Below are 16,860 nucleotides of genomic sequence, written 5' to 3'. Positions count from 1 at the left end.
GTATTTTATGAAAATTATTTTCATCTTTTTAGACAGCAAAAATGTAATTAGAATTTTTACGTCATGACATCGAATTTGTTTCTTCTTTTCCCAGTTTACGCACGCAGCGGTAGAAGCAGGGAATCAAAAAGGCATCGGCAAACAGCCATGCAAGCGGTGCCGCCAGACAGGCTGCTGTATATCCGAAATAACGAACGCCCAGAAATCCAGCCAGCCCTCTGCCGAACATCTCACATATGCCCGCGATAATCGCAATACCGGAAAATCCCATGCCTTGAATAGAAAAGCGAAATACATTTACCGCACAAAGCGGAATAAAAAACAGCACCTGCGTCATCAGATATTGATGTGCACCGGCCACAACCTCTGCATTTCCATTGGTTACAAACAGAAGTGGTAATTTCCAGCCAATCGTCGCAAGAACAGCCACCGCAATCACAGAATACACGGCGCCAATCTTCATCGCCGATGCTGCGCCTGCTTTCAGACGGTCGTATTTAAGCGCACCTCGATTCTGCCCCTGATAGGTTGCCATTGTACCGCCCAGAGAATCAAAGACGCATGCAAATAAAACGATGATACGATCACCTGCCGTGACTGCTGCAACCGAAATAACACCCAGTGTATTGACCGCCGTCTGCAGGATGATGTTTCCGATACTTGTGATTGAATACTGAAGTCCCATCGGAATCGCCATCCACAGTAAGCGCTGAACACATTCTGCCCGCATACGCAAGTCATCCTGTTTCAATTTCAGAATGTCGAATCGTCTTACCATATAAAAGAAGCAGAGAACGCCGGAGACCAGCTGACTGATAATCGTCGCCAGCGCCGGGCCGCGCACGCCCATTCCTAAACTTCGAATCGTTACGTAATCAAGAATAATATTCAGTACAGACGAAATCATCAGGAAATATACCGGCGATTTCGAATCTCCCAGAGATCGCGCGATGGAAGCCGTAATATTATAGAGGTAGGTCGCCGAAAGCCCCATAAATATAATAACGATGTAACTATACGCCTGTTCCAGAATTTCATCCGGTGTATGCATCCATACCAGCACCTGATGTGCGAGCACGCTCATGCACGCCGTCATCACCGCGGAAAACAATATCGTCAGCCATACGATATTTCCGACATACTGCCGCATCCCATCAAAATCACGCGCACCGAATCGCTGAGCGACCGGAATCGCGAATCCTGCTGTCGCACCGATGACGAAACCGTTCACCATAAAATTGATGGCACCGGTAGATCCCACTGCCGCAAGTGCATCCGCGCCGAGAAAGCGTCCGACCATTACGGTATCCACCATGCTATAAAGCTGCTGGAAAAGAATGCCTAGAAGCATCGGCACGGCAAAGCCGAGAATTAAACGCATCGGACTCCCTGATGTCATATCCCTGATTGTCTTTTTTGTATCCACTTGTTTCCTCTTCTTTTCTGTCAGCGTTCTTGATGAAATCATCAAAAAACGAGATCTGTAATTTGATCCCGTTTTTTATAGCACCATTCTTTTTTTGAATCAACGTCTCTTTTGCACAATTTCGCCCTTTTCACGGATATCACCGTTGCGATACGCTGTGAGCAGCTCCTCGAGGTCGGCGATCTGACGCTGCAGCTCCTGTCCATTATCGGTTTCACCGACATGGATGCGGTGCTTCATCTGCTCCACGATCTGAATCTCCGGCGTATTCTCGGATCCCTTTCGGAAGCCCTTATGCTCTGCCAGTGCCAGATGGCGGGAGTTGAAGATGAGCGTATAGCCGGCGATGCCGGTGCGGGAATGGTAGGCCTTCGAGATACCGCCATCGATGACGAAGAGCTTGCCGTTTGCCTTGATCGGAGACTCGCCACGCTTCGTTTTCACCGGCACATGGCCATTGACCACATGGCCCCTCTCCGGATCCACACCGAATTCCGCGAAGATCCGGTCGACATAGCGCTCCTCCTTCGAGAATTCATAGTAGATGTTAAACTTCTCCACATGTGTATCCGGATCCTCGATGAAGCAGTGCTCGAAGGTCGTCATCTTATCCTTTCCGAAGAGTGGTGAGCATGGTCCACACCACATGTACCAGAAAAGATCCGTTGCATAGATCTTACCCTTCGGGTCATTTTCTCCATTCAGGAAATAGGCATCGATCGCCCGCTCATAGAAGTAATCCATGAGGGCCTTTCCGCCGACACTGCCCTTCGCCGTCTCGAGCTGCAGGAAGGAGCCGTCCATATTCATCGGGATACAGCCATGGTAAAGGATGTTGTTATTGACCACCTTATACATCGCGCCATTCGTAAAGAAGAAACGGATGTGCTTCTGCAGCAGCTGCGAGTGGGTGAAGCTGTACACCAGGGTGTTCATCAGCTCCTTTTCCTTCTCTGTCATCTTATACGGATCCTTCGGGTCGATGGTCGGGAAATTCGTATCCCGGAGCGGATAGCTCTCTCCATCGATGGTCACCGTGCCCTTTTCATAATCGATCTTATCGAGGAGCATACGGTGGTCGAGCTTATACTCCGGATGGCGGCGGATCAGTGCCCCCTCCTCCTTAAACAGGATGATACTGATGGCCTTGCACATCTTCGCGGCGAGGCGAGGATCTACCGAGTCAGAGACATTGGTATCCAGGAGATGCGGCTGAAAGCAGTCACATGGATCATCACCATACACCTCCTCCGCATACATCGAAAGCGGGCGCAGATTGATGCCATAGCCATCCTCGAGCACATCGAAGGAGTTATAGGAGGTGGCGATGCGGAGAACGCTTGCGATGCAGGCCGGATTACCACAGGCGGCCCCCATCCACTCGGCATCATGATTTCCCCACTCGATATCCACATCATGGAAGCTCATCAGCTCCTCCATGATCTGGTCCGCATGCGGGCCTCGGTCGAAGACATCGCCGATGATATGGAGATTATCGACGACGAGGTTCTGGATCAGCTCCGACAGGGCCACGATGAAATCATCGCCCATGTCGATGTCGATGATGGCATCCATGATGCCGCGGAGATAGCCCCGCTTATCCTCATCATGACTGTCGAGGTGCAGGAGCTCATCGATCGCGTAGGCATACTGCTGTGGCATCTTCTTACGCACCTTCGAGCGGGTGTACTTGGAGCTGACGCAGCGGCAGATATTCACGAGACGATTGATCGTGATGCGCTGCCACTCCGGTGTATCCTTCGCCTTGTGTGCCGGATTCGAAAGAATGTCTCTCGGATAGTAGATCAGGTTCGCAAGCTCCAGCTGTTCCTCCTCCGGCAGCAGATTTCCGAAGGTTTCATCGATCTTATCACGAACGATTCCGGAGGCCGACCGCATCAGGTAGATGAAGGCGTCACTTTCACCATGCAGGTCTGAAAAGAAATACTCTGTACCCTTCGGGAGTGCACAGATCGCACGCAGGTTGATAATCTCCGCACCTGCAGCCGTTGCAGTCGGAAACTGCTTCGCGAGCAGCTTCAAATAATCAAGATCACGCATAATACTTCCCTTGTAAAAAAATCGCAGATACCCCTTCCGCGAAGGCCCTGGCGGTCCCTGCCCGAATGGTATCTATAGTTGGTTTTATTATACGTAAACTAAATCGGTTTTGTCACCGTTCCGGCAGATTGTTCAGAATAAAAAAAGGCTCGTTACAGTTTTCTCAAACTGTAACGAGTCTTCACATTCTACATATATGGCCATACGGGATACGATTCGGTTTATCCGGATTTTCTATCCGATGTACACATCCTCCATCCGCATCCTTTCAGGCAGGATGCTCAGACCTGTGTGCCCGGTGCCACTACCGACGGATCGATCTCCTTCCGGTTCAGGATCTCCATGAACTCTGCGCCGGTGATGGTCTCCTTCTCATAGAGGTACTTCGTGATCTCGTGGAGCTTCGTGATGTTGTCACTCAGCAGCTGATAGGCCTTATCATGCTGCTTCTTTACGAGGTCCACGGTCATCTGGTCGATCTTCGTCTGCGTTTCCGGCGAGCAGGTGAGGGATGCATCGCCACCGAGGTACTGGTTCTGGACCTGCTCCATCGCCACCATACCGATATCATCCGCCATACCATAACGGGTAATCATCGCACGGGCATACTTCGTTGCCTGCTCGATGTCGTTGCTTGCACCCGTCGTGCAGGTATGGAAGATCAGTTCCTCGGCACAGCGTCCACCGGTGAGCGTCGCGATCTTATTCTCCAGCTCCTCCTTCGAGTAGAGGTAGTGGTTTCCTTCATCCTCGACCTGCATGGTGTAGCCCAGTGCACCGGAGGTTCTCGGGATGATCGTGATCTTCTGTACCGGTGCCGAGTTCTTCTGAAGTGCAGCGACCAGTGCATGACCGACCTCATGGTAGGAAACGATCAGCTTCTCCTTATCCGTCATCACGTTGTTCTTCTTCTGATAACCGGCGATGACGACCTCGATCGACTCCTCGAGATCCGACTGGATCACGCGCTCACGACCGGCACGTACCGCACGAAGTGCTGCCTCGTTGATGATGTTCGCAAGCTCGGCACCACTCGCGCCGGCGGCTGCCTTCGCGATGGCACTGAGATCGACATTTTCCGCCATCTTGATGCCTCTGGAGTGCACCTTCAGGATGTCCACACGTCCCTGGAAATCCGGAAGCTCGACCGGTACACGACGGTCGAAACGGCCCGGACGAAGCAGTGCAGGATCCAGGGAATCCGGCTGGTTCGTCGCTGCCAGGATGATGATGGCCTTCGAGCTGTCGAAACCGTCCATCTCCGTCAGGAGCTGGTTCAGGGTCTGCTCACGCTCATCATTGCCCCCCATCGCACCGTTGCCACGCTTCTTACCGATGGCATCGATCTCATCGATGAAGATGATACATGGCGACTTTTTCTTCGCCTGCTCGAACAGGTCACGTACCTTCGCCGCACCCATACCGACGAACATCTCGACGAACTCGGAGCCGGCGATGGAGAAGAACGGTACGTTCGCCTCACCGGCTACGGCCTTCGCAAGCAGGGTCTTACCGGTTCCAGGAGGGCCGACGAGCAGCGCGCCCTTCGGGATATGCGCACCGATCTTCGTATACTTATCCGGCTCCTTCAGGTAGTCGACCATCTCGGACAGAAGCTCCTTCGCTTCATCCTCGCCGGCGACGTCCTTAAAGGTCACCTTGTTTCCGTCCTTCGCCTCGTACTCACGGGCGTTCGACTTGCCGAAGCCACCCATACCGCCGAAGCCGCCGCCCGCACCGAGCGAGCTCGCCATGCGCTTGCTGAGCCAGTTGCCGAGCGCCCAGAACAGAAGAATCGGGAAGATCCAGGTCAGCAGGAAATTCAGCAGCGGGCTGGTCTCCACTGGGATCGTCTCATCGAAGTTGACACCCTGCCGGTAGAGCTCCTGCAGTACCTGTGCCTCGGTGTACTCGTTCTTCAGTCGGCCGGTCTGGCAGGTGAGATCCTCCCCGTTTACCGTCGCGACATATGTGATGGTATCATCACTCAGATTCACCTTCGTGATGGCCTGGTTGTTCACGGCGTTCATGAACTCCGTATAGCTCGTCTGCCGGATCGACCGTGTCAGGAGCGACGGAAATACGAAGGTATTCAGCAGCAGGATGATGAGAAGCGCGATGAAATAATAGAAAATCAGCGGCTTTTTATTCTTCGGTTGATAGCTGTTATTTCCGTTGTTCCCATGATTTCCACCATTCGCGCCGTTCTGACCGTTCGTGAACTGGTTAAAGAAATCATTGAAATTACCGAAACCATGATCGTCCTCCGGATGGTTCTGGCCGTTATTTCCATTTGCGAGCGTCATCTGCCTTTTCAGCCGATGCCGCTGGAAGATCTGTACTATATTTCCCATAAGATTCATCCTTTCATGTGACAGAGGATACCTTTCCTCCATCTGATGCTCCTAAATATAAAGCAGAAATGTGTTAACTATGTGAACGAAGCAAAAAATTAGCAGTCTTTTCAAAAGACTGCTAATCACGCTATCCTTATGTCACATGCACAGAGCCGACGCCATCAAATGTACCGGTGGCCCAGGCACCAGCGGACGCTCTCGTGGGCCTACTTCATCGTTTTCTTCAGCAGCTCGCAGAGCTCGTCCACCGCTTCCTCCTTCCCCTCCCGGATGTCATCGACGACGCAGGTTTTGATATGCGTCGCGAGCAGCTCCTTATTAAAGGAATTCAGCGAGGACTGCACGGCGCTGACCTGCATCAGAACATCCGGACAGTACCGATTTTCCTCGATCATTTTTTTGATGCCGAGGATCTGCCCGTCGATGCGGTTCAGGCGCGTCACCAGCGACTTCACCTGCTCCGGCGTCCGCGGCTTATGCTTCTGTCTTCCGCTTTCATCCTGTCCACAGCAGCATGCCATGTTTCCACCTCCTCTTTCCACAAGCTTTCGACAGCCATACACAGAGCAGAGGCCAACGTCATCGCCCGGGGCGGCAACTACCCTCCCGCTCGTCTGCATTGTCCTCCGCCCCATGCGGCACAGCGTTTACTTTACGATCGATACGAACTCGAAATCGAGGGCCTCGATCGCCTTCTGAATCGCCGCATCGTCAACCGGCGCACTCAGCTTCAGCTCTGCGGTACCACTGGTGTGGGAAACCACGGCCTCCTCGACACCATCCAGCTTCTCGAGAGCCTTCTTTACGCTGGCCTCACAGTGTCCACACATCATACCCTTGATATTTACAGTCTCTGTCATCTTTTTACTCTCCTTTTTCGTTCTCTTTCTGATTTTTCTATCCTGTGAAGCGTCATGTACCTTACAGAGGTTGAGACGCAACGCATTCATACATACGGTGAAGCTCGACAGGCTCATCGCCGCCGCGCCGACCATCGGGCTCATCTCGAATCCGAGTCCCAGCACAGCCGTGTAGAAGCCGGCCGCCAGCGGGATACAGATCACGTTATAGAAGAAGGCCCAGAACAGGTTTTCATGGATGTTCCGAAGGGTCGCCCGCCCGAGACGGATCGCCGCCGACACATCCGTGAGCCGGTTCTTCATCAGTACCACATCCGCCGCATCGATCGCGACATCTGCACCGGCACCGATCGCGATGCCGAGATCCGCGCGGGTGAGGGCCGGTGCATCGTTGATGCCGTCTCCGACCATCGCGACACGCCCCTCGGTCTTCAGTCGACGGATCACCGCTTCCTTCCCATCCGGCAGGACACCAGCGATGACATGTGTGACACCAGCCTGCTGCGCGATGGCCCGCGCCGTTTTTTCATTATCGCCCGTGATCATATAGACGTCAATGCCCATATGCTGAAGTTCTGCGATGGCCTGCGCGGAATCCTCCTTGATGGCGTCCGCGACCGCGATGATCCCCACCGGATGCCCGTCACGCACGAAGAAAAGCGGGGTCTTTCCCTGCTCCGCGAGGGCCTCATACTGCTGCTCCATCCCGTCCGTGACACCGAAGCGCTTCTTCATATACGTATAGGAACCTCCGCAAAGCTCCGCCGCATCCTGCATCGCGTGCAGTCCGTTGCCGGGCAATGCGGAGAACTCCGTCACCACGCGTGGGGTCATGGCCTGCGTCTCCGCGTAGCGCACGATGGCACCTGCCAGTGGATGCTCGGAGTACTGCTCGAGGTCGAGGGCCAGCTGCAGGAGCGTTTCCGCCGATACCCCGGCGGCCGGAAGAACATCCGTCACCACCGGCTGCCCCGACGTAATGGTACCGGTTTTATCCAGCGCGACGATCTCGATGCGACCGGCCTGCTCCTGCGCCGCTGCCGTCTTGAACAGGATGCCGTTTCGTGCGCCCTGTCCGCTGCCGACCATGATGGCCACCGGTGTCGCCAGGCCGAGCGCGCACGGGCAGGACACCACCAGCACGGCGACGGCTCGCGGAATCGCAAATTCCACACCCTTCCCGGCCAGCATCCAGGCGATGAAGGTCAGCAGCGAAACGAGGATCACGGCCGGCACGAAGATACCGGCCACCTGATCCGCGATCCGGGAGATCGGTGCCTTCGTCGCAGCTGCGTCCGACACCATCCGGATGATCTGGCTGAGCGTCGTGTCCTCTCCGACACGCGTCGCCCGCAGCTTCAGGAAGCCATCCGTGTTGATGGTCGCCGCGGATACAGGATCACCGACGGTCTTATCCACCGGGATGCTCTCACCGGTGAGGGCGGCTTCATTGACCGCACTGCTGCCCTCGAGGATGACGCCATCGACCGGGATGCTCTCGCCCGGACGTACCACGAAGAGATCCCCGGACTGCACCTCTGCGATCGGCACCGTCACTTCCTTCCCATCCCGCAGCAGCACCGCGGTTTTCGGTGCCAGCTTCATGAGACTTCGAAGCGCATCCGTCGTCCGTCCCTTCGACATCGCTTCCAGCATTTTTCCGACCGTGATCAGCGCCGGAATCATCGCCGCGGTTTCGAAATACAGATTGTGGTGCAGGTGATGCACGGTCTCCATCTGTCTGCCCGCCAACGCAAGGCTCATCAGAAAGAGCTCCACCAGCGAATACAGAAAAGCAGCACTCGAGCCCAGTGCGACGAGGGCATCCATGTTCGGCGCCCGGTAAAGGAGCGAGCGGAAGCCACCGACGAAGAATTTCCGGTTGATATACATGACGGTGAGCGCGAGCAGCATCTGTACGATGGCACCATTTACCGGATTTTCAAAAACAGTCGGAAGCGGCCAGCCCGCCATATTATGGCCCATGCTGAAGTACATCAGCACGGCGAGCAGCAGAACGGACTGAAGGAGACGCTTCTTCAGCTTCGGCGTCTCATGATCCCGCAGGGCCTCTTCCTCTGCCGCCATCGGATCGAGACCGCAGCCCGCAGCGGAGCAGGCTGCCCCCTGCATCCCCACATCCTGTTTACTTCTCGGGCGGATGCCTCCATCTGGATGCCCGCCCTTCTCGCTGGCGCCATAGCCCGCGTTCACCACGGCCTTTATGATGTCCTCCGGTGCCGCATCGCCCTCGACGGCGAGGGTATTGGTCAGCAGAGAGACCGTCGCCTCCCGCACCCCCGGCACTGCCCGCGCGGCCTTCTCGACACGCGCCTGGCAGGCTGCACAGCTCATACCGGTCACGATATACTGTTTCATAGATGCCTCTTTCTGTGTACAAGTCACGGTAGGGATATACCCCCACCCCGTATATTCAGCCGATATCAATATACCCATTAGGGGTATGCGTTGTCAACAGAAAATATACTGTTGCCTGCCATACCGGAAGCCCAGGAGGGCAGCCGGCTTCGCAGCAAGTGGCTGTATTCATCAACCCATCGGGCCACCCTGGAGGAGATCATCGGATGCGCCCGGACCGGCGGGTGCGGCGGATGGATCCGGGCCGACCGGTGCGGCTGGCTGTGGTGCAGGAGAAGCGGCGGTTTCTGCCGGCCTCTGCGCCTCTTCGATTTCTACATGCTTTTCGCTCGTTTCGGTTTTCTTCTCGGATTCGTGCGTTTTCTCGCCCTCTTCCTTCTTTTCATCGCTCTTTTTCTTCTCGCCCTCCTCTTCTGTTTCGTTTTCGCGTTTTGTATGATTTTCGCGCTTTATGTCATCCTGCTTCTGATCCTGCTCTGTATCTGTGTCCTCACGCTTCTTCGATTCGGTATTCTCGTACTCGTCCTCATCTTCGTCTTCTGAATCATTTCCATAGGATGCCGCATCATCGTATCGACTCACGGAACTGCTTTCCTCCGGCTCCGTCACAACATATCCATAGTAGAAGTCTTCACCTGGGATACTGCGGCCGATGGCTGCCGAATCAGCCTCCGCGATGGCGATGAGGTAGGCACCGATCTGACTCTTCATCTGGTCACCGGTGATGCACTTGAGATTCGCATACGGGAGGGCCAGCGGAACGACCGCAGCCTGTGTGATACCGAACTTTCCGGCGAGCTTCGCCGTCTGATTTGCAGCCCGCTCCGCCTTTACGATCGACATCGCGGTCTCTCGAAGAAGATGATCTACAGATGAGCGCTTATTCTCATAGTCATTCCGGTGTACGAGGGTCACACTGGAGATCAGGCTGCCAGTCGCGGTGACATTCTCCCAGCTGTCCTTCAGTGAAAACGCACGCACGGTACCCGGCACGCCGGCCAGAAGGCTCGAGGCATCCGGCTCTGCGACGATGGCGGCCTTCGACGGATCCGCCGTAAGCTGCGCCGTGATGTCCTCGATGCTCGTATACTGTACATCGAACTGCGTGCCATATTGACTCTTCAGGTACCGAAGCACATACTCCGGCTGCTCGCCCTGTCCGACGCTCAGTACGGTCTGTCCCTTCAGTCCCTGAAAGCTCTTCAGTTCGCTGTTGCCGGTGATGCAGTACAGCTCGTTGCCTGCATTGATATTGACGATGACCGCACCGTCCTTCGCATCATGGTAGGCCCGTGCTGCACTTTCCGGTGAAAGGACCGCGACATCCGCCGCTCCGGTGATGAAGTCCGACAGGACCTCTGCTTCACTGCTCTTCAAATCGAAATGGTAGTCTCCCTGTGTCGCACCCAGCTCGGACTCCTCCATGAGATGCGCGAAGCCGAGGGCTGCTGCCCCCTGGGAAAGCTCGATCCGCATCGCATCTGAATCTGCCGGCTCCACGACCTGTTCCGCCGGGATGGTCGTTTCCAGGATCGCCTGCGTTTCTTCCGCCGTCGTCTCCTGCTTCGACGCGACATGCTCCACAAGCTCCGTAAAGTGTCCACATCCGGACAGGAGCAGCATCAGGGCTACCGGGATCATCCTGTATTTCCATGCTTCTTTCATCATCATCTGGCCTTTTCTTTCTGATAAACTCTGATGCCTATGGTAGCACAAAAAAGCCCCCGGAGAAAACTCCGGGGGGAATATTTACATTAACTTTCTGAACATAGCTTCGAAGTCAGCGATGCTTGCCTCTCTCGGGTTACCAGGTGCACATGCATCAGCGGCAGCGGACTCACACAGGAACGGAAGATCCTCTTCCTTGAGTGCCTCCAGCTTCGTCGGGATGCCAACATCTACAGAGAGCTGCTTCACGGCATCGATGGCCGCCTTACGATAGGTCGCTGCATCCATACCGGTCGTGTCGATACCAAAGGCCTCTGCGATGGCCTTGAACTTCTCGCCAGTGTACTCCTGGTTGAACTCCATCACGATCGGAAGCATCATCGCACATGCAACACCGTGCGGTGTGTCATAAACCGCGCCGAGGGTATGTGCCATGGAGTGTGCGATACCGAGGCCTACGTTCGAGTATGCCATCGCGGTTACATACTGTGCAAGTGCCATACCTTCACGTCCATCCGGATCGTTCGTTACAGCCTTACGAAGGTTCTTTGCGATGAGCTTGATGGCCTCGAGGTCGAGTACATCTGCGAGCTCCCATGCACCCTTGGTGGTGTAGCCTTCGATCGCATGTGTCAGCGCGTCCATACCGGTCGAAGCCGTGAGGCCCTTCGGCATGGAGGACATCATATCCGGATCAACGACGGCGATATCCGGGATATCGTTTGCATCGACGCAGACGAACTTTCTCTTCTTCTCAACATCGGTTACGACATAGTTGATGGTGGACTCTGCGCCGGTGCCACCGGTTGTCGGAACGGCGATGGTGAATACGGTACGATGCTTGGTCGGTGCGACACCCTCGAGCGAACGGATATCTGCAAACTCCGGGTTGTTGATGACGATACCGATGCCCTTACCGGTATCCATGGAAGAGCCACCACCGATGGTGATCATGCAGTCTGCGCCGCAGGACTTGTATGCCTCTACACCGTGCTGGATGTTCTCGATGGTTGGGTTCGGCTTGATGTCATCATACAGGAAGAAGTCGATGCCGTTCTCCTTCAGAAGATCCGTCACCTTGGCTGTTACGCCGAACTTTACGAGGTCAGGATCGGATGCAACGAAAGCCTTATGATAGCCTCTTGCCTTGATGAGACCCGGGATCTCCTTGATTGCACCATGTCCATGATAAGAAATACCATTTAAGACGAAACGATTCACAGCCATAATTCTACTCCTTTAAAATAATATGAATGCCCTGGCAGAAAGACCCATTCTTCCTGTGCAGGCATAATGATACCAACCATTCGATTACGTTGTGCACTTTGTCTACTATGCACAACCAAAACCTTTTTTATCTTAACAGATTGTAGATTAATTATCAATAAGCTCGCAGAATATGACAAAATTCTACTTCTTCGGCTTAAAAAAATACCCTTCGGCCGTCAATATGCCGAAGGGTACGATAAAACATCTCGTCAATATGTCGTTTACGCATTCAGTGAAATCGAGGCGATCGTGTGGTCATCGAAGTCATATACCGTGAACATATCCTCATCGAGGATGGCATAGGTATTCGGGTTTCCACCCTTCGGAAGGGAGGTGCTGCCCGGATTCAGATGGAAGAACGTACGTCCATCCTCTGCCGTCAGCTTCTCCGCCTTCAGAAGATGGGTATGGCCATGCAGCAGTGCATCGCCCGCCATCAGTGGCGGAAGCTTCGTCTCATCGAAAAGATGCCCATGGGTCGCAAAAATCGTATGACCGTTCAGTGCGAGGATCGCATAATCCGCCATCACCGGGAACTGCAGCACCATCTGATCGACCTCCGCCTCACAGTTGCCACGTACCGCCCAGATTCTGTCCTTCAGCGGATTCAGCATCGCGATGACCTCCTTCGGTGCATACTCCTGCGGAAGGTCGTTACGTGGTCCGTGATAGAGGATGTCTCCGAGGAGGATCAGGCGCTCTGCGCCGCTCTTCTCGAACTTCTCCAGGGTCCTGCGGCACCAGTATGCAGAGCCGTGGATATCACTTGCAATGAAATATTTCATATTCTGTCTTCTCCTTTATTCTCGATTACATCCGCTCTGGTGCACCGAATCCCAGTGTATGGATGCAGGTGCTCAGTACACGGAAGGTCAGCATCAGAAGCGCCATGCAGCTCTCCTTTTCCTTCTCCGGCAGGCTCAGGAACTTCACATCATGGTAGAGACTGTTGAAGTTGTTCGCCAGTGCATAGATATAGGAACAGATGCGGTGCGGCGCGAGATCCTTCCATGCACCGTTGATCTCATCCTGATAACGTGTGAGAAGCATCTGGACATCATGTGCAGACTTCTCCTTCATCGGCAGGATCTGGAAGTCGGTCGCATGGGCCTTCACATAATCCTTTACATGCACATCATCGCTTACGCCACGCTCCTGCATGAACTTCCGAAGGATCGAGTTGATCCGTACGATGGTGTAGAGGATGTATGGACCGGTGTTGCCCTCGAAGGACGTGAATTTATCGATGTCGAAGATGTAATCCTTCGTCGCCTGATTCGAGAGATCACCGTACTTCAGTGCGGCGAGACCGACACGAACGGCGATGGCGGCTGCCTCCTCCTCGCTGAGCTCCTCCCCACGGGATGCGCGTACACGCTCGAGGACCTTTTCATTCGTCTCCTGGATCAGCTTCTCGAGACGGAGCACACCACCCTCGCGGGTCTTAAACGGCTTTCCGTCCTTGCCGTTCATCGTACCGAAGCCGATGAAGCGAAGCTCCTCCTCCGAACGTACGAGGCCTGCCTTCCGTGCCACACGGAAGAACTGGGTATAGTGAAGAGACTGTCGGCTGTCCGCGATGTAGATGTACTCATCCGGATGATACAGCTTCTCACGCTCGACGATGGTGCCGAGGTCAGAAGTCGCATACAGTGCCGCACCGTCCGACTTACGGATCATGCATGGCGGAATCTCCTTCGCATCGCTCTCCTCCGCGACATCCACCACCAGCGCGCCCTGGGACTCATACGCAAGTCCTTTATCAATCAGTTCCTGAATCAGACCAGGAATGTACTGCTGCGCATCACTCTCACCCTTCCAGAGGTCGAAGTGAACGTCGAGGTTTCCATAGTTCTTCTTCAGATCCGCGATGGAAACCTTCATGATTTTATTCCATACCGCACGGTAGGTCGGATCACCATTCTGCAGCTTCAGCGTCGCCTGATGTGCACGCTCGGCATACTCCGGGTTGATCAGCTCACCCTTATGCGGGCCATCCTCATACTTCGCCTTCGCCTTTGCAGAGGCGAACGGATAGATCTCCTCCAGCTGGGAGATCTCGAGATCTGCATCGAGCTGTCCGCGGTCCTCGAGCTCCGTGATGATGAGGCCCATCTGAAGACCCCAGTCACCGAGATGTACGTCACCGATGACATCATTGCCCTGCTGAATCGCCATCCGCTTGATCGCCTCACCGATGACGGCCGAACGAAGGTGGCCGACATGGAGCGGCTTCGCCGCATTGGCTCCGCCGTAGTCGATGATGATCTTCTTTCCCTCATGGGCATCGAGACCGAGGTCCTCATGGAAGTTCATCTCATTCAGATACTTCGTGGTGAGCTCCTCGGACACGTTCAGGTTGATGAAGCCCGGCATCACCGCAGACACCTCGGAGAACATCACGATATCGCCCTGCTGCATGGTCTTCAGCTTCTCCACCACCTCGCCTGCGATATCCATCGGCTTCTTATGATACTGCTTCGCACCGGCCATCGCTCCGTTCGACTGGTACTCACAGAGGTCCGGACGGTTGGAAATCGACACGCGGCCGAGCTCTGCGTCATAGCCGGCCAGCACAAACGCAGTCCGCACGGCGTCGGTGATAACATTCAGAATCGTAGTCAAATCAATACTCCTTTAACTATGCCATGAGAGGCGCGGCCTCCCATGAATCGACGGTTTCTTAAGAATTTCGTAAGGGGGTCTGACCCCATAAACTCGAAAAAAAGAAGGCTTCCCGTTTGGGAAACCTTCTCACAAACGGATCGCTCCGTATATGTTCTGATCACGCAGATATCAGCCGCGGGACTCGTACTCACCGGTCTGGGTAGATACGATAACCTTATCACCGATGTTGATGAACAGCGGAACCATGATCTCTGCACCGGTCTCAAGGGTTGCCGGCTTCTGAGCACCGGTTGCGGTGTTGCCCTTTACGCCCGGCTCCGTGTGGGTAACCTCGAGGGTAACCTTCAGAGGCGGCTCAACAGCGAATACCTTACCCTGGTAGGAGTCTACACGAACGGTCTCGTTCTCCTTTACGAACTTCATCTCATCTGAAATCTGCTCGTGGGAAAGGGAAATCTGCTCGAAGGTCTCCGGGTTCATGAAGTTGTACATGTCACCATCATCGTAGAGATACTGCATATCCTGACGGTCGATGTGTGCTGGCGGGAACTTCTCGGTCGGACGGAATGTACGCTCGATTACACCACCGTTGATAACGTTTCTAAGCTTCGTTCTTACGAAAGCTGCGCCCTTACCAGGCTTTACATGCTGGAACTCGACGATCTGAACAACCTGACCATCAATCTCAAGTGTGACACCGTTTCTGAAATCACCTGCTGATACCATAAAATCCTCCTAAAATGAAAAACCAAAATATCTCTATTCTGGAAACATGAAGTTTTTATATTCTAATCGTACTTTCAGGCCCGAATCAACGTCCCTTCGGATGCGCCAAGCTCACAAAATACTGATGTATTTTAATATAAATACATCAGCAATGCAAGCATTTCTTAGGTTTCCGGCCTATTCTCCACTGTTTTTCCGTAACTGTTCAGATCGAGGAGGCCGGAGGGCGGCAACGGAGGCACAGTACTTCGAGACTGTCCCTCCGGGTCCGCCGGTCTGAACTGCTGCCATTTTCGAAACCAATCAGTAATGTACGACCTCTTCTGCTGCCCGGATCCGCCCGATCACGGGTGCTGCTTCCGGCGATGTGAAGTAGCGGTAGGTCGTTTCCGGCACGAGGCCGCGGATCTCCTCGAGCCGTCCATCATGGATGCAGCTCCGTACCGTGGAGGCTGAAATGGCCTTTCCGTCCGCTTCCTTCCGCGGGATGATGTGACACGCCACGCCGGCCTCCGGCAGCGCCGTCGACAGGATTTCATTATAGATGCCCGTCACCACCGACGTCGGTTCATCCCCGACGAAGCGATCCGTGATGCCGAGCGCCGCCGCGATCTGTGTGAAAATCTGTGCATCGATGCCCGCCTGGCTTCGGATCACCGCGTTGTCTCCCTTCTGGAAGTACGCTGGAAAGGTCGCGGAGCTGATGATATATGAGCCGGCTTCATGGTAAACGATGCCCGGGATATCCTTCGTTCCTTCAATTATCAGCTTCTTCCGCACGGAAAACGGTACGAGGCTCACATCCTCCGACACCATAAACAGATGCAGGACCCCACAGGCCGTCCGCGCCTGCTCGACGAGGTAGCGGTGCCCGAGGGTAAACGGATTCGCGTTCATGACGATCGCCCCGACACGTCCGCTCTGGTTCAATGCTGCAGGGCCGACTGCACATGACCCTCCCGGGAGCACAACGGCTTCGGCCGGGTGCGACGGATCCGGCTCGCCTGCATTGGCCTCATCCCGGGCGGTGATCTCCACCTGCTGCGTCTCCCGCTGAAGCGCCGCGAGGTAATCCCGGAAGCCGGTCCGCTTATTCTCCATGAAGACGATGTTCTCCTCCGGCACGCGCGTGATCTCATAGAAGCCGAGGTTTCCGAAGAAGCGCGCGGAATCACACTTCGTATACAGGAAGAGATGGTAGTTTCCACGGCTGTACTGCACCTCGACGAGATGGGAAACGATCGCGTTCATGAGGGACTCGCCCTGGTGATCGGAGCTCACCGCCATACAACGGAGGGTGTTTCCGAACAGGCTGCCAGTCGCGATGACATGATAGTCCTCGTCGAGCATCGCAGCCGTATAGTCGAGATGCTGATCCCGGTGGATACCCTCCCGCTCGAGGAGCGCGTCCACCTCTGCCTGTATGTAGCGGTCACCCGGACCGACCGATGAGATCGCATACGTTGTATCTGACATAATTACCTCT

At 54.7% G+C, this 16,860-nt stretch carries 11 protein-coding genes; all 11 read right to left on the bottom strand.

Annotated elements, in window-relative coordinates; translation table 11 throughout:
* Positions 1-61: 61 nt before the first annotated feature.
* Complete coding sequence (locus ACTQ52_RS01690; protein WP_441981593.1) at positions 62-1,426, bottom strand: MATE family efflux transporter; 1,365 nt, start codon at positions 1,424-1,426, stop codon at positions 62-64.
* A gap of 99 nt (positions 1,427-1,525) precedes the next feature.
* The gene (locus ACTQ52_RS01685; protein ID WP_441981592.1) at positions 1,526-3,487 is read right to left on the bottom strand and encodes a fructose-1,6-bisphosphatase; all 1,962 of its coding nucleotides are present in this window, start codon (positions 3,485-3,487) and stop codon (positions 1,526-1,528) included.
* A 281-nt stretch (positions 3,488-3,768) separates the two neighbouring features.
* Positions 3,769-5,841 carry an ATP-dependent zinc metalloprotease FtsH gene (gene ftsH, locus ACTQ52_RS01680; protein ID WP_410042482.1) on the bottom strand — a complete coding sequence of 691 codons (2,073 nt, stop codon included), beginning with the start codon at positions 5,839-5,841 and terminating at the stop codon, positions 3,769-3,771.
* 209 nt (positions 5,842-6,050) lie between these two features.
* A complete protein-coding gene (locus ACTQ52_RS01675) occupies positions 6,051-6,365 on the bottom strand; it encodes a metal-sensing transcriptional repressor (protein ID WP_410042481.1) in 315 nt (104 codons plus the stop codon).
* A 126-nt stretch (positions 6,366-6,491) separates the two neighbouring features.
* Positions 6,492-9,083 (bottom strand): heavy metal translocating P-type ATPase, encoded by a 2,592-nt coding sequence (locus ACTQ52_RS01670; protein ID WP_441981591.1) that lies wholly within the window; start codon positions 9,081-9,083, stop codon positions 6,492-6,494.
* A 171-nt stretch (positions 9,084-9,254) separates the two neighbouring features.
* The gene (locus ACTQ52_RS01665; RefSeq protein ID WP_441981590.1) at positions 9,255-10,754 is read right to left on the bottom strand and encodes a hypothetical protein; all 1,500 of its coding nucleotides are present in this window, start codon (positions 10,752-10,754) and stop codon (positions 9,255-9,257) included.
* A 78-nt stretch (positions 10,755-10,832) separates the two neighbouring features.
* On the bottom strand, positions 10,833-11,978 hold the full coding sequence (gene fucO / locus ACTQ52_RS01660) for a lactaldehyde reductase (RefSeq protein WP_410042478.1): 1,146 nt from the start codon (positions 11,976-11,978) through the stop codon (positions 10,833-10,835).
* Positions 11,979-12,241: 263 nt separating this feature from the next.
* Positions 12,242-12,805: a phosphodiesterase gene (gene yfcE / locus ACTQ52_RS01655; protein WP_410042477.1), complete on the bottom strand. Its 564-nt coding sequence runs from the start codon at positions 12,803-12,805 to the stop codon at positions 12,242-12,244.
* 25 nt (positions 12,806-12,830) lie between these two features.
* Entirely contained in the window at positions 12,831-14,645 is a 1,815-nt protein-coding gene (gene argS, locus ACTQ52_RS01650; protein ID WP_441981589.1) for an arginine--tRNA ligase, read from the bottom strand.
* A gap of 171 nt (positions 14,646-14,816) precedes the next feature.
* Positions 14,817-15,374, bottom strand: a complete 558-nt coding sequence (gene efp / locus ACTQ52_RS01645; RefSeq protein WP_410042475.1) for an elongation factor P — start codon at positions 15,372-15,374, stop codon at positions 14,817-14,819.
* Positions 15,375-15,677: 303 nt separating this feature from the next.
* A complete protein-coding gene (locus ACTQ52_RS01640; RefSeq protein ID WP_441226139.1) occupies positions 15,678-16,850 on the bottom strand; it encodes a [citrate (pro-3S)-lyase] ligase in 1,173 nt (390 codons plus the stop codon).
* Positions 16,851-16,860: the final 10 nt, after the last annotated feature.

Source organism: Oribacterium sp. Sow4_G1_1 (genome assembly GCF_052116105.1).
GTDB lineage: Bacteria > Bacillota > Clostridia > Lachnospirales > Lachnospiraceae > Oribacterium.
This window is presented reverse-complemented; position numbering and strand designations above follow the sequence as displayed.

Excerpts from the sequence above, each read along its gene's own strand:
- ACTQ52_RS01675 (WP_410042481.1), bottom strand. The coding sequence starts at position 6,365 with ATGGCATGCTGCTGTGGACAGGATGAAAGCGGAAGACAGAAGCATAAG.
- ACTQ52_RS01640 (WP_441226139.1), bottom strand. The coding sequence starts at position 16,850 with ATGTCAGATACAACGTATGCGATCTCATCGGTCGGTCCGGGTGACCGC.
- ACTQ52_RS01665 (WP_441981590.1), bottom strand. The coding sequence starts at position 10,754 with ATGATGATGAAAGAAGCATGGAAATACAGGATGATCCCGGTAGCCCTG.
- ACTQ52_RS01685 (WP_441981592.1), bottom strand. The coding sequence starts at position 3,487 with ATGCGTGATCTTGATTATTTGAAGCTGCTCGCGAAGCAGTTTCCGACT.
- yfcE (WP_410042477.1), bottom strand. The coding sequence starts at position 12,805 with ATGAAATATTTCATTGCAAGTGATATCCACGGCTCTGCATACTGGTGC.
- ftsH (WP_410042482.1), bottom strand. The coding sequence starts at position 5,841 with ATGGGAAATATAGTACAGATCTTCCAGCGGCATCGGCTGAAAAGGCAG.
- ACTQ52_RS01670 (WP_441981591.1), bottom strand. The coding sequence starts at position 9,083 with ATGAAACAGTATATCGTGACCGGTATGAGCTGTGCAGCCTGCCAGGCG.
- fucO (WP_410042478.1), bottom strand. The coding sequence starts at position 11,978 with ATGGCTGTGAATCGTTTCGTCTTAAATGGTATTTCTTATCATGGACAT.
- efp (WP_410042475.1), bottom strand. The coding sequence starts at position 15,374 with ATGGTATCAGCAGGTGATTTCAGAAACGGTGTCACACTTGAGATTGAT.